The following is a 13,369-nucleotide window of genomic DNA, read 5'->3' as shown; positions in this document are numbered from 1 at the left end:
GGCATGACCTCTACACAGCCCTCTACTGCCGGCTGCCGTCTCGTATTCTATCGTTACCCGTCAGGCTATTCGAAATAAACAAAAGTCGCAATATCCGAAACGGGCTATTGGCCTCCGGGCTGGTATGCTCAGGGTAGTAATCCACGCAGGGAGCCACGACATGGCAGGTCCCGAGTATACAGACGTCGAAAAGCCCTTCATCGACCAACTGGTGGGGCAGGGCTGGGCGTTTCTGGCTCGCTCGATGGACGACCCCGCCGTGACCCACCGGGACAGCTTCGCCCAAGTGGTGATGGAACCTCTGCTGCGCCGGCAGTTGCGCGCCATCAACCTGCGCGACGGCAAGCCCTGGCTCGATGATGGGCGATTGGATCAGGCCGTGGCGGCCATAACGTGCGTCTGGTGCCTGACACCAACATCGTGGTTTGACGTCAATACCCCGTTGCCCTCAGTTCAATGATGTCGGTGATCCTTTCGCCATCCCATCGATATTGCAGGTGCCTGCCCTGACGGGTTGGCCCAAGGGCGGGTGGTCTCAGGACACCCGCACATAGACCACCCTCGGTATCCCTTACACTGGGATAAATGAATCCGTAACGACCCGCCTGTCGGGCCTGAAGCCCCAGGTGCTGCGAAGGCCGCCAATCGTGGGGGTCGAGGTAGGGAGTGCCAGTGGGGGCGCAGAGGTCGAGCAGCGGCGCCCGCAACGCTGCCAGATAAACCCGCATTTCCAGGTTGATCGAGGGTTCCGACGATTCACGGAGGAAACGCTCGCGGTGATGACGGGTTTCGGCCACCGCGGTGTGCTCGTCTCGGGCGCAGTAATACACGCCGTAGGCCCCATCGGAAAAACGACTCTGGGCCGGGTAGGTAAAGGCGGCCATGACCGGCGTGTAGCCGGGCCCGAATCGGCGATCCTGTTCGGGTACCAGATGGATCTCGCCGGCCGCCTCGCGCAGGCGATTCGAGGTCAGGCCCTCGAGCTCATGGAGGGCCGCCAGATCGCCGACTTGTCCGGCAACACCCTCGAAGAGGTCTATGGGTGGGAAACGGGAAGGTACGATCCGGTAGCTCTTGGGCCAATGCACCTCCACCTCTGAAAACTGGGCGAGAAGATCAGCCTCGGGCGGCATCCAAATGCTCCCGCACAACCACCAGGTCGGCTACATGCCCCCCAAGCATGCGTTCAAGGGGGGGGTGTCCGCCAAAGCGGGGGTTGGTGTTCGGTCGTCTCACCCAGCCATGCGCGGATTCGGGCCTTGGCAGCAGGATATGCAGCGCTTTGTAGATGCCGAGAATCAGGGAGAGACGCTCCAGCAGGTTCACGTCCGCCTGTATCCGGTTCGGGTCACGCTTCCAGCGCCGATAGGTTGGGCCGGAAACCCCCAGTAGTCGCGCTGCCTCCTGCTCCTTGAGGCCCCAAGCCCGGGCAATGTTTGGATAAGCCCGCAACCCGGCGGCAGCCAGGGTCTGGCGTTGCTCCATCGTCATGGTTTGCATGGCGCACCTCCAGGGCAGTGGCCTGTTTCATCATGGATCATTTGATTGATATTTCAATTATAGCGCTCAAATGATCTATCCTCCTCCATTGCGTGACCAAAAACCCTACAGCACCATGGAGCAGCCACGGTATGGCAGGTCCCGAGTATACGGACGTCGAAAAGCCCTTCATCGACCAGCTGGTGGGGCAGGGGTGGGAGTTTCTGGCCGGCTCGGTGGACGATCCCGCCGTGACCCAGCGCGACAGTTTCGCCCAGGTGGTGATGGAGCCGCTGCTGCGCCAGCAGTTGCGCGCCATCAACCTGCGAGACGGCAAGCCCTGGCTCGATGATGTGCGAATGGACCAGGCCGTGGCGGCCATCACCCGCCTTCCCGCCAGCAAGGTGCTGGAGGCGAATCAGCAGGCCACCGAACTGCTGCTGAACGGCTTGCCCGTGGACGGTCTGGAAGGATGGGACGGAGGCCGTGGCCAGACGCTGCGGTTTATCGACTGGAATGAACCCGCCAACAACGTCTTCACCGTGGTCAATCAGTTCAAGGTGAAGTGCCCGCCCGGCCACGATGGCGCCAAGGGCCACGTGATCCCCGACCTGGTGCTGTTCGTCAACGGCATCCCGCTGGTGGTGGTGGAGTGCAAGAGTCGCAGTGTGCCGGAGGGGATCAGTCAGGCGGTGGACCAGTTGCGCCGTTACCATGATCAGCGCTGGCTGGACGGAGAAGTGGGAGAGCACGAGGGGGCACCGGCCCTGTTCGCCACCAGCCAGTTCCTTGTTGTCAGCAACTTTGATGAGGCCCGAGCGGGCACCATCGGCGCTCGTTTTGCCCACTACCTGAGCTGGAAGACGGTGGCCCCCCGGCGCGAAGCCCAGGTGGTCATGGACCTGGGCGTGGCGGATCTTTCCGCCCAGCAGCGCCTGATTGCCGGGATGCTGACCCGGGCCAACCTGCTGGACATCGTGCGTCACTACACCCTGTTCATGAACCTGGGCGGCCAGACCATCAAGCTGGTCTGCCGCTATCAGCAGTTCCGTGGGGTGACCCGGGCCATGGTGCGCTTGAAGCACGGCAAGACCCGCCGACAGGATGGCGAGGCGGATCGCCGTGGCGGCATCATCTGGCACACCCAGGGCAGCGGCAAGAGCCTGTCCATGGTGTTTCTGGTCCGCAAGCTGCGCACCGACCCCGCCCTGAGACGCTTCAAGGTGGTGGTGATCACCGACCGCAAGGACCTGCAGACCCAGCTCTCCGACACCGCGAGACTCACCGGCGAGCGCGTGGAGAAGGCGCGCAATACCACCGAGCTCAAGAAGCTGCTGGCCCGGGACGGCCCTGGTCTGGTGTTCGGCACCATTCAGAAATACCGCGACCCGGATGCCGAAGGGGAGGGCGATGCCTATGAGATCCCCGAGGGCAGGGGGCTGGACTGGGAGCACCGCGATGTGGCCGAGCCAGGCCCCTTGAGTGGTGGCCGCACACCGAAGAAGCCGACCTTGAGCGAGCCCTTCCAGGTGCTCAATACCAGCGAGGACATCCTGATCCTGGTGGACGAGGCCCACCGTACCCAGGCCGGCGACCTGCACGCCAACATGATGCGCGCCCTGCCCAACGCGGCCCGCATCGGCTTCACCGGCACGCCCATCATCATGGGCGACAAGAAGCGCACCCACGACATCTTCGGCGAGTACATCGACCGCTACACCATCAAGGAGTCGGAGCAGGACGGCGCCACCGTGCCGATCCTCTACGAGGGGCGTACCGCCAAGGGGGCGATCAAGGACGGTGCCAGCCTCGATGGCCTGTTCGAGGATCTGTTCCGCGACCACAGCAAGGAGGAGCTGGAGGCCATCAAGAAGAAGTACGCCACCAAGGGGCAGATCTTTGAGGCGCCGCAGCTGATCCAGGAAAAGGCCCAGGACATCCTGCGCCACTACGTGACCCATATTCTCCCCAACGGCTACAAGGCCCAGCTGGTGGCCTATAGCCGCCGCGCCGCCTTGCGCTACGTTGAGGCCCTGGAGGCAGCCCGCGCCGAGCTGCTGGAAGAGTCGCTGGCCCTCTCCCCCGAAGACAAGGCATTGGATGACACCCAACTGCTCACGCGGCCCCTGCGGGTGAAGGCGGCGATCCAGGCCTGGCGCTATCGCCAGGTGCTGCGCCAGTTGGCGTTTGCCGTGGTGTTCAGCAGCGGCAATAACGATGATCCCACCTGGGCGAAGTGGAGTGACCGCGCCGCCGTCGACAGCCATATCCAGCGCTTCAAGAAGCCGCTGCCACCGCTGGACGGCACACCGCCCACCGATGCCGCCAAGCACGATCCGCTGGCCTTTTTGATCGTCAAGAGCATGCTGCTCACCGGGTTCGATGCCCCCATCGAGGGCGTGATGTACCTGGATCGGTCCCTGCGGGAGGCGGAGCTGCTGCAGGCCATCGCCCGGGTCAACCGCACCGGCCACGGCAAGAGCCATGGCATCGTGGTGGACTACTTCGGCGTGGCCAACCACCTCAAGGAGGCCCTGGCCGCCTACAGCGAGGAAGATATCGAGGGTGCCCTGCAGAGCCTCAAGGATGAGATCCCGCTGCTGCGCGATCGCCATCTGCGGGTGATCGACGTGCTGCGCGGGCAGGGCGTGGATGACCTGGACGACACCGAGGAGGCGGTACAGGCGCTGGCGGACGAGCGGGTGCGGGCCGAGTTCATGGTCAAGCTCAAGGCGTTCAATCGCGGCCTGGACGACGTGCTGCCGCGCCCGGAAGGGCTGGAGTTCGTCAACGACGCCAAGCGGCTTGCCTATATCCACGCCCTGGCGCGCAACCGTTACAAGGACACCCCGGAGCTCGGCCGGGATATCGGCAACAAGGTGCGCAAGCTGATCGACGATTATGTGATCTCCCTGGGCATCGACCCGCGCATCCCGCCGGTACAACTCACCGATGCCCAGTTCGATGCCCACCTGGGCCGCCAGGTGGGTGACCGTGCCAAGGCCTCGGAGATGGAGCACGCGGTTCGCTCCCATGTACGCAAGCACCTGGACGAGGATCCGGTGAAGTACGGTCGCCTCAGCGAGCGCCTGGAGGCGCTGCTTCAGCAACTGGATGGCCAGTGGGCCGAACAGGTGGAGGCCCTGGAGGGCCTGATCCACCAACTCCGTGACGGGGTCGCCATCGACGGTGAGGCGATCCCCGACATGCCCGCCCATGCCGAGCCCTTCTGGCGGGAGCTGGTGGCCAGCAGTGGCCAGACTCTGGAGCAGATGGACGAGGCACAGGCCCGCAGGCTGTGGGAGACCACCGAGGAACTGGTGGAACTGATCCAGGAGGAGATCGCCATCCCCGACTTCTGGAAACCCTCCCATATCCCGGACCAGGAAGCCCTGCGCCAGGAGGTATTCACCACGCTGATGATCAAGGGCGTTGTCCCATTCGACCGCGGCAGAGAGGTGACACAGCGGCTCCTGGACCTGGCCCGCAGCAATCACGACAAGCTGGTGAACGCATGACCCAGCTGGCCGTGGATGATCTCACCTTCGAGGTGCGCGAAAGCGCGCGCCGCAAGACGTTGGAGATCACCGTGGACCGGGACGGCGAGCTGGTCATTGCCGCGCCCAGCGGGACCGACGAGCAGCACCTGCGTGACTTTGTGGTGGAAAAGCGGTTGTGGATCTACCGCAAGCTGGCGGAGAAGGCCGAGAATCGCCGCCGGCTGCCGCGAAAGCAGTACATCAACGGCGAGGGGTTCCTCTACCTGGGTCGCAGCTACCGACTCAAGCGCGTGCCCGATGATGCCCAGGACGCCCCTCTGAAGCTCGTGGCGGGGCGCTTCCAACTCCGCGAGGACGCCCTACCCGAAGCCCGGGAACACTTCATCCGCTGGTACAGCGCCCGCGCCTCGGACTGGCTGACCGCCAAGGTAAAAGAGCAGGCCCGGCGCATGGGGGTCGAGCCGGCGGGCGTGAAGATCCAGGACCTGGGCTACCGCTGGGGCTCCTGCGGCAAGGGGAGCCGGGTCTACTTCCACTGGAAGACCATCCTGCTGCCACGCCATATTGCCGAGTATGTGGTGGTGCATGAGCTGGTTCACCTGCACGAGCCCCATCATACCCCCGCCTTCCGGCGCCGTCTGGAGCGGTTCATGCCGGACTATGAGCAGCGCAAGGACTGGCTGGCGCGGCATGGGATTGAGGTGGAGGGGGTTTGAGCGGTTTAGCGGGTGCTCCTCCGGCGTATGAGGGCGCTGCGTGACTGCGTGATATGCCAATCAATCCCGGAGACCACTCGGATCATCTCCTTGCCCGCGCCGCAGCTGTGGGAATGTAGTCGCAGCGGGTCTCTGGCAAGATAGGCGTCTCCCAAGCCAATGGACTCAGAAGGCGACATGGCGCACCTGCTACGCATCGTGATGATTCACGGCCATCTTGAAGGTGTGGTCGAACTGGATGTGGACGGCCACACCAATATCTGCGGCACCAATGCCTCGGGCAAGACCACCCTGCAGCGGCTGGTGCCGGTGTTCTACGGCGAGTTGCCCAACAAGGTGGTGCCCAGAACACGGCAGAAGTTCGACCAATTCTACCTGCCGCACCGCAACAGCTACCTTGTATACGAATACCGCCGTGAGGCGGGCGATGTCTGTCAGGCGGTGCTCACCCGCAAGAGCGAGGGCGGGGTGGAATATCGCTTCGTCGGCGCGCCCTATCGACCCGAGGACTATCTGTTCGTGAGCGAGGGCGGTGTAACCGCCCTGGAGTATGCCCAGTGGGCCAACGGGCTGCGTCGCCAGAGCATTGAGGTATCCCAGAAACTGGGCGCCAGCTCCGAATATCGCTCGGTGATCCAGAACGATTTCACCCAGCAATACGGCAACAGCCGCGAGGCACTGCGTCTGCGTCAGATGGCGGCCCGGTTCAGCCTGGTGCGTCCGGGGCAGCGCATCCGCCATATGGAGAAACTGGTCTCGGCGGTGCACGCCAAGGAAGGCAAGATGGACACCCTCAAGACCATGCTGGCGGCCATCTTCGAGGAGGATGGCGTTGAGCTGCCGGTGACCCGTATCCGCAACACCAAGGCGCGGGAGTGGATCGCCCGCATGCGCCAGTCCATGCGGCTGGGACCGCTGCAACGTGCCCTGGTAGATCTGCAGCGCCTCGACCGCGAGATTGCGGATCTGGAGACTTCGTTGTGTCAGCTGCGGCCGCAGCTCAAGGCCGACCACCACCGTGCCGAGCGGGCCCGCGCCGATCTCGACGGTCAGCTCAATGAGCGTCGGCGCGGGTTTCAGGCCCGAGAACGGGAACATGAGGAGGCCCGCGGCGCCCTCAACGACCGGATCAGCGAACTGGACAGTGAGTTGAAGCGGACTCGCCTTGAGCTCGATGACCTGCAGCGCCGGTTCGAGGCCTTCAAGGAGGCCGATATGCCCGGGCTTGAGCGTGACCTCCAAAGCCTGCCCGATTGGCGCGAGGAGCTTCAGCAGCTGCGCGAGCACCTGGAACTGATGCAGCAGGCGGCCCAGGAGAGCAAGGCGAACCTGGATGCGCGGCTGGTGGAGCTTGGCGATCTGCTCGAACGGCGCAGCGAGGAGACCCAGGCCCGTATCGATGCCCTCGACAAGGAGAAGGAAGCCTGCCGCCAAGCCCGGGATGAACAGGCACACTGCCTGGAAGCCGACCATCAGGGTCGCCGAAGGGCGCTGGACGATGATTACCGCAGCCGCCTGGATGAAGGCGCCACGAGGCTTGCCGAGCTCAAGGCCCGGCTGGCCCATGACGGCCAGACGACGGAGGAGGCCCGCGAGTCCGAGCAGGCCCAGGCCCGGGTGGATCAGGCTCAGGATGAACAGAATGCCGCCGCTGGCGCGGTGGAGGCGGTGCGCATCGAGCTTGATGATCGCAAGCGCGAACGCGAGGGCGCCGAGGGGGATCTGGAGCTTGCCCGTCAGCAGCGTTCCCGGTCCCAGCTGCGGCTTGACGGGTTGCTGATCCAGCGTGACCCCGCCCAGGGCAGCCTGCGCCACTTCCTGCGCCATCATCGTCCCGGCTGGGAGCAGAGCCTGGGCAAGGTGATCGCTCCGGACCTGCTTGAGCGTCGCGACCTGGCCCCGCAGTTCAACGACGATGGCAGCGACGATCTTTACGGGTTGGTGGTGGATCTCGCTGCCGTTGCCCTGCCGGACCATGCCCGGGACGAGGCCACCCTGCTGGCCGAGATCGATGCCGCCCAGCAGGCGCTGGATCAGGTCCGCAAGGCCGAGGAGGTTGCCGAAAAGGGGCTCAAGTCCCGTCACGAAAAAGTGCAGGACGCCTCCGCCCGGCTGGATCGTGCCCGCGCTGCCCATCGCCGCGCCTGCGAGGAGACGAACTACGCCCAGCAGGCGCGCAGCCAGTGCCGGGAGCGCCACGAGGCAGCCCGCAAGGCACGCCAGGCCGCCTGCCGCCAGGCCCTTGATGAACAGGAGGCCTCGCAGCAGGCGTTGAACCAGGAGCGGGAACAGGCCCTGCAGGCGCTGGCCGATGCTCACCGTACCCAGCGCCAGGCCTTGAGCGACGAATTCAAGGGGCGGCTTGCCGGCTTTGATGAGCAGATCGCCCAGTACCGTGGCCAGTTGGCCGAGTTCAAAGAGGAGAATCGCCGTCAGCGCAAGGAGCTCGAGGCGGCCTTCGAGCGTGAACTGGCCGAGCAGGGTGTGGATACCGCCAGCCTCAACGAGACCCGCTCACGCCTCAAGGCACTGGAACAGCGTATTCACCACACCGAGGGGCGTCGCGAGGAGCTCGAGGCCTACACGCGCTTCATGCGGGTGGAGTGGGGCGAGCGCAAGCCGCATCTGGTGGCGCGTGAGGCCGAGCTGAGCCGTGAGCATCAGGGCGCCGTGCGCGAGCGCGAGCACCTCAAGCAGCAGTTCGACACCGCGCGCCGGGAGTACCGGGAGGCGGTCGCCGATCTGGAGAAGCAGCGTAGCGCTGAACAGCAATTGATCGACACCCTCGCGCCGCTGCTCACCCGGCTGGATGCATTGCACCTGGGACAGGCACCGGCCTCCCAGGGCGAGGCCCCGGGGGATGCCAGCGAGCGCATCGAACGTGTCCGCCAGGCGCTGACCGACCATGCCCGCACCCAGGATGAGCTGCGCCGGGGCTGCGAGAAGATGGAGTCCGACCTGATCAAGGGCGCCAGCACCGATTTCCAGGAGACCCTGGAGGCGGAGCGAACCCGGCTTGAAGACACCAGCCCCCGCCGCCTGCTGGGGGTGCTGGCCGGCATGCTCCAGTTGCTGGAGGGTCGGCAGGAGCAACTCCAGCAGGAAGGACGCAACCTGGGCGACGACCTGGACAAGTTCTTCACCGTGTTCCGCGACCTCAACCGACGCATCAACGCCCAGAGCCGGCGTCTCTCCGATGAGGTGGCCGATGATCTCAAGCTGGAGGGTATTGGCCGCGCCGAGGTGAAGATCCAGTCCACCATTGATGAGCTGGGCTTCTGGGAGCCGCTCAAGCGCTTCACCCAGCACTACCGCGACTGGCGCGACTCCGGCCGGCCGCTGCCTGGGGATGACTACCTGGACGCCCTGGCCGACGTGGTGGAGCTGTTGCGCAGTGACCAGCAGTACAGCTTCGAGAGCCTGCTGCGGCTGGAACTGCATCTGAACGAGGGCGGTACGGATCTCGTGATCAAGAGCGACCGCCAGCTGCTGGAGTCCTCCAGTCACGGCATGGCCTATCTGATCCTTTGCAAATTCCTGCTGGCCTTCACCCGTTTGTTGCGCGGTGACGCCCAGGTGACCATCCACTGGCCCATCGATGAGATCGGCACCCTGGCCTATCACAACGTGGAGAAGGTCTTTGATGCCTGCGACAATAACCGCATCCATATCGTCGGCGCCTTCCCCAACCCGGAGTCGGACGTGCTGCTGTTGTTCCTCAACCGCTACCTGATCGACCGTGACGAGGCTGACCCGGCCAAACGCCGGCTCAAGCGCATCGAACCGCGCCTGAGCCGTCTGGCCCAGCGCCTGCAGGCCCGCGCCGAGGCGGTGACCCCATGATCGAGCACGGCCCCCTGCTGGAGCGCCTGCTGGCCGGCGACTTCATCTGCGCGGTGAGTGACGAGACCGCATTCCGTCATCTGCAGGATGAGGCGATCCGTGAACGGATCGACGCCTATCTGCGTCCGCTCAACCGTCGGCTGGCCACCAACACCGATGCCAGCGTCTATTTCCTGGCCTGGCTGCGGCTCGACGAGTCGGCCCGGGAGCAGCTCTCCCGCCAACTCGGTGACACCGTGGGCAGCCTGATGCCCATGCTGGAGTGGTTGCAGCTGGTGCAGGAGGCGCTGGGCCGCGATGGCCTGGCGGCCCCCGGTGACGTGCTCAAGCCCGCCGACTTCAGCTCCCGTTGCGAAGACCATCAGGGTCTGCGTGAGCGCCTGGAGCGGTTGGCCTCCGATCCCTTCTTCGGCTCCCAGAGCGACCAGCTGGACGCCCAGCTCAAACAGGTCTTCAAGCGCCTCAAGGAGCATGGTTACCTGCAGCAGCCCCACGCCGAGCGTCAGTACTACGTGGTGACCGGCAAGATCGACTACCTGATCGACCTGGTGCGATTCATCCGCGACGAGGAGAATCTGCCCATCGACGATCAGACGGCCACTCAGCAGACCCTGCTATGAGCACCAGCGACCCCCATGCCCTGGAGAGCCGGCTGGTCAGCGCCGGTGTGGAGCGCCTGGCGCTGCTGGGCAAGCACGCCGAGACACTCATGGCCGGCTACACCTGCGACGAGGTGCCTCTGGAGGGGCTGAGCACCACTGCGCTGAACCGCCTGTTGGCGGCGCGCATCCTGTGGCGGCCGGATGAGCAGGGCGGCGTCAAGCTGGCCCCCAAGGTGCGTGAACTGATTGCCGAGATGCTGGCCGACGAGACCCGTCGCCACGTCAATGCCGACGTGGCCGAGACCCTCGAACTGGTGCGCACGCTGGTGCAGAGCTACCGCGAGGCCCGGGATGCCGGTGAGTACTGGCGCCAGGAGCAGCAGCTTCTGCGTCTGCGCCAGGAGGTGGATGATCTCAATGGGCGCTTTGCCGACGCCATCGACAGCCTGTGGCGGCGGCTCAATAGCGACTTCGGTTTCGTCAGTCGCCTGGGCGACAAGATCCGCGAGAACGAGCGCGCCCAGAAGCAGATCGTGCGTCTGCTTGATGGCCTGGCGCTGATCGACTTCGATGAACTCATCGAGCTGGTGGGCAGCGATGGTGCCCTGCGCAAGCTGCTGGTCAGTGGCCTGCAGCAGCAACTCACCCACCACTTCACCAGTCTGCGCGAGGTGCAGCGGCGGCTCATCGAGCTGATGGCGCGCTTCCGTCAGCAGCAGTCGCGCAGTCGCCTGGTGGCCGGCATGGTCGGCTTCCTGCGCGAGCACCCCAACTTCGTGCCCGGCAACTACGCCCTGCGCAGCGAAGTGCCGGAACTGATCAACCGGGCGGCCCCCATCATGCCTGCGGGGGCCGTGGCCCTGGACCACGATGCCGATGCCCGTCTGGCGGCCGAACTGCTCCACCGTCTGCCCCGGCCGGCTTCACGCCCCGAGGCGGTCACTGCCGCCGGCGCTGCCCAGTTGCCCGAGGACACCCGGGTGGCCGCGCGCCAGCAGGCTCTCAAGGAAGATGTGGAGGGGTTCTATCTGACGGTGGTGGATCACGACGGCGAGGGGCTCAGTGCCCTGGAATATCTGCAGGGCAGCGGTCTGGAGTGGGATGAGGAGATCTGGCTCTTCCAGGTGATCTCCGAGTATCAGGGCCTGCCCCGAAGCGAGCAGCGCGCCTTCCGGCTGCGTCAGGTGGAAACCCAGGCCAGCCCCTTTAATCATCTTTACCTGATCCACGACGTCCAGTTGCAATTGGCGCCGCCGGCATGAGCCTGTCACCGGGTGCCTACAGGCTGCTGCGTGAGGTGCGCAAGAAGCTGCTCCACGAGCCCGGTGTGGCCAAATCCCGCAGTGGCAAGGTCATGGCGGAGATCGAGGCCTGGTGCCATGAGCACGACATGGTGCTGGGCATGCGCTGTTCCACCCGTACCTTGCGCTTCGACCGCGAACTGCTGGCGCAGATCGAGGCCACCCTGGTGGCCTCGGGGCTGCCGTCCATCGACGCCAACCTCAGTGGCCTCACCACCGCCGAACAGGCCCGCCACGGCAACCGCGAGGAGAAGGGGGTGCGGGAAAATCCGCGGGACCATCGCGTGCTGGCCAGTCTGCCCGCCGGTTCAGCGCGGCCCGGCATCGCCGCGACGCCCCGCCATGTCCATGATCTGGACTGGCGGCAGATCCAACTGTCTGCCTTCGACGTGCTGGTTCAGGTGGAAAACCTGGACAGCTTTTACGGCCTGGCGCCCGATCTTCCGGCGTTGACCTCCTGGCCCCGCCCGCTGCTGCTCTATCGTGGCGACAGCCATTATGGCGGTGGTTTTGGCAGGCTGGCCCAGGCCTGGGCAGGCACACTCAAGCCGCATGTCTACTTTGGCGACTTCGATGCGGCCGGGATTCGCAACGCACTGAGCAGTGGCGCAACCGATCTGCTGCTGCCCTCCATCACCTGGCTGGCCGAGCGCGCCACGCCCGAGCATCTTCCGGCAGAGCAGCAGCATTACCAGTCGGCCCTGCATGACTACATGGCCCGTCTGCCCGCAGGACACCCCCTCACCGACTATCTGGCCATCCTGCTGGAGCAACAGCGCGGCCTGCGCCAGCAGTGGTTCGATGGGCAACTGGTCGTCGTGCCTTTGGGTGCGATCCGATCAGACGCCGACTCCCGTGATTGTCATATCCACATTCCGCGATGATTGGGCTCTGTCCGCCTGTATGCGGCTCTTGAGGCCCTGCAACCCCGATACCCTGAATTAATCAAGCTTCGAACCTATGTCTTCATGGGTTCCCTTCAGCCGCAGCTGGCAGAGTACATGGCCCGAAGGCCACACGGGTGCGCCTGGCCCAGCAGGTGGTGGAGCGGGCCTGTGGCTCCATGGTCATTCACCAGCGGGATCAGGGCGACCGGGAAAACTGCCGGGTGGCCTGGCAGGAAGTGATTCGCGGCATCACGCCGGATCATGGCTTGCTCATCAACCGCCAGAACCGTCGTGGTTCCATGATCTTGCCGGGCCCGGCGCAGACCAGTCCTCCCCCCAGCGGACACGCCAGATGACGTCATCCTCGCGATCACGCAGTTCGTCGGTCACGTAGGAGCCGCTGACCTTTTCGAGGTTGGTGAAGTCGAGGCAGTGGCGACGCGCACGCTACCCGATGGCGCAAGAATGTACTTCCAGCACAATGGCAGCGTGCCCCCACAGCTGTGGGGTGACCAGGATGCGGTCAGGAATCGTCAGGATCCAGGGCTTTCGACTGCAGCAACAACCGCTCCACCTCCTCGGCCGGTATGGGTCGGCTGAACAGGTAGCCTTGTCCCTGCACGCAGCCATGATCCAGCAGGAAGTCCCGTTGCACGGTGTTTTCGATGCCCTCGGCGATGACCTTCATGCCGAGGGTCTCGCCCAGTCCGATGATGGCGCGGATGATGGCGGCGTCCTCGGGATGATTGGCGGGGTCTTCTTCCATGTCGGAGACGAAGGATCGATCGATCTTGATGGCGTATACCGGCAGGCGCTTGAGGTAGTTCAGTGATGAGTAGGCGGTGCCGAAGTCATCAATGGAGATGCGCACCCCATGATCGTTGAGTTCGGTCAAGGTGCCTATGGTCTGTTCAATGGAACTCATGGCCGCGCTTTCGGTGATTTCGATCTCCAGATCGCTGGCCTCCAGACCGGTATCGGCCAACGCGCCGAGAATGCGTTCAACCACGCCGGGCTCCCGTAACTCACGTGCTGACAGGT

General features: G+C 64.7%; 9 protein-coding genes and 2 pseudogenes. 8 read left to right on the top strand and 3 right to left on the bottom strand.

Translation table 11 applies throughout. The features are described from left to right. Positions 1–160: 160 nt before the first annotated feature. Positions 161–394, top strand: a pseudogene (locus LQ956_RS14610) (hypothetical protein); the annotation flags it as partial. Positions 395–431: 37 nt separating this feature from the next. On the opposite strand, the gene LQ956_RS14605 reads toward LQ956_RS14610, so the two are convergent. Beyond that, positions 432–1,133, bottom strand: a complete 702-nt coding sequence (locus LQ956_RS14605; RefSeq protein ID WP_238630300.1) for an RES family NAD+ phosphorylase — start codon at positions 1,131–1,133, stop codon at positions 432–434. Continuing rightward, a complete protein-coding gene (locus LQ956_RS14600; RefSeq protein ID WP_238630301.1) occupies positions 1,117–1,500 on the bottom strand; it encodes an MbcA/ParS/Xre antitoxin family protein in 384 nt (127 codons plus the stop codon). The genes LQ956_RS14605 and LQ956_RS14600 overlap by 17 nt, the downstream gene beginning before the upstream one ends. 131 nt (positions 1,501–1,631) lie before the next feature. Here LQ956_RS14600 and LQ956_RS14595 point away from each other — a divergent pair, with 131 nt between their 5' ends. From LQ956_RS14595 to LQ956_RS14565, 7 genes and pseudogenes are all read left to right on the top strand, one after another. Next, on the top strand, positions 1,632–4,997 hold the full coding sequence (locus LQ956_RS14595; protein ID WP_238630302.1) for a type I restriction endonuclease subunit R: 3,366 nt from the start codon (positions 1,632–1,634) through the stop codon (positions 4,995–4,997). Beyond that, a complete protein-coding gene (locus LQ956_RS14590) occupies positions 4,994–5,695 on the top strand; it encodes a M48 family metallopeptidase (RefSeq protein ID WP_238623448.1) in 702 nt (233 codons plus the stop codon). The genes LQ956_RS14595 and LQ956_RS14590 overlap by 4 nt, the downstream gene beginning before the upstream one ends. A gap of 177 nt (positions 5,696–5,872) precedes the next feature. After that, on the top strand, positions 5,873–9,538 hold the full coding sequence (locus tag LQ956_RS14585; protein ID WP_238630303.1) for an ATP-binding protein: 3,666 nt from the start codon (positions 5,873–5,875) through the stop codon (positions 9,536–9,538). Continuing rightward, positions 9,535–10,158 (top strand): condensin complex protein MksE, encoded by a 624-nt coding sequence (locus LQ956_RS14580; RefSeq protein ID WP_238623456.1) that lies wholly within the window; start codon positions 9,535–9,537, stop codon positions 10,156–10,158. The genes LQ956_RS14585 and LQ956_RS14580 overlap by 4 nt, the downstream gene beginning before the upstream one ends. Further along, positions 10,155–11,402 (top strand): hypothetical protein, encoded by a 1,248-nt coding sequence (locus LQ956_RS14575; RefSeq protein ID WP_238630304.1) that lies wholly within the window; start codon positions 10,155–10,157, stop codon positions 11,400–11,402. The genes LQ956_RS14580 and LQ956_RS14575 overlap by 4 nt, the downstream gene beginning before the upstream one ends. Beyond that, positions 11,399–12,325 carry a DUF7281 domain-containing protein gene (locus LQ956_RS14570; protein WP_238630305.1) on the top strand — a complete coding sequence of 309 codons (927 nt, stop codon included), beginning with the start codon at positions 11,399–11,401 and terminating at the stop codon, positions 12,323–12,325. The genes LQ956_RS14575 and LQ956_RS14570 overlap by 4 nt, the downstream gene beginning before the upstream one ends. An 84-nt stretch (positions 12,326–12,409) precedes the next feature. After that, positions 12,410–12,639, top strand: a pseudogene (locus tag LQ956_RS14565) (hypothetical protein); the annotation flags it as partial. A gap of 212 nt (positions 12,640–12,851) precedes the next feature. On the opposite strand, the gene LQ956_RS14555 reads toward LQ956_RS14565, so the two are convergent. After that, positions 12,852–13,369, bottom strand: a 518-nt coding sequence (locus LQ956_RS14555) for an EAL domain-containing protein (protein WP_238623453.1), incomplete at its 5' end; no start/stop codon positions are given.

Source organism: Ectothiorhodospira lacustris (genome assembly GCF_022227845.1).
Classification (GTDB): Bacteria; Pseudomonadota; Gammaproteobacteria; order Ectothiorhodospirales; family Ectothiorhodospiraceae; genus Ectothiorhodospira; species Ectothiorhodospira lacustris.
This window is presented reverse-complemented; position numbering and strand designations above follow the sequence as displayed.

Bases quoted from the DNA above. Each gene is read 5' to 3' on its own strand.
- LQ956_RS14605 (WP_238630300.1), bottom strand. From the start codon at position 1,133: ATGCCGCCCGAGGCTGATCTTCTCGCCCAGTTTTCAGAGGTGGAGGTG.
- LQ956_RS14600 (WP_238630301.1), bottom strand. From the start codon at position 1,500: ATGCAAACCATGACGATGGAGCAACGCCAGACCCTGGCTGCCGCCGGG.
- LQ956_RS14595 (WP_238630302.1), top strand. From the start codon at position 1,632: ATGGCAGGTCCCGAGTATACGGACGTCGAAAAGCCCTTCATCGACCAG.
- LQ956_RS14590 (WP_238623448.1), top strand. From the start codon at position 4,994: ATGACCCAGCTGGCCGTGGATGATCTCACCTTCGAGGTGCGCGAAAGC.
- LQ956_RS14585 (WP_238630303.1), top strand. From the start codon at position 5,873: ATGGCGCACCTGCTACGCATCGTGATGATTCACGGCCATCTTGAAGGT.
- LQ956_RS14580 (WP_238623456.1), top strand. From the start codon at position 9,535: ATGATCGAGCACGGCCCCCTGCTGGAGCGCCTGCTGGCCGGCGACTTC.
- LQ956_RS14575 (WP_238630304.1), top strand. From the start codon at position 10,155: ATGAGCACCAGCGACCCCCATGCCCTGGAGAGCCGGCTGGTCAGCGCC.
- LQ956_RS14570 (WP_238630305.1), top strand. From the start codon at position 11,399: ATGAGCCTGTCACCGGGTGCCTACAGGCTGCTGCGTGAGGTGCGCAAG.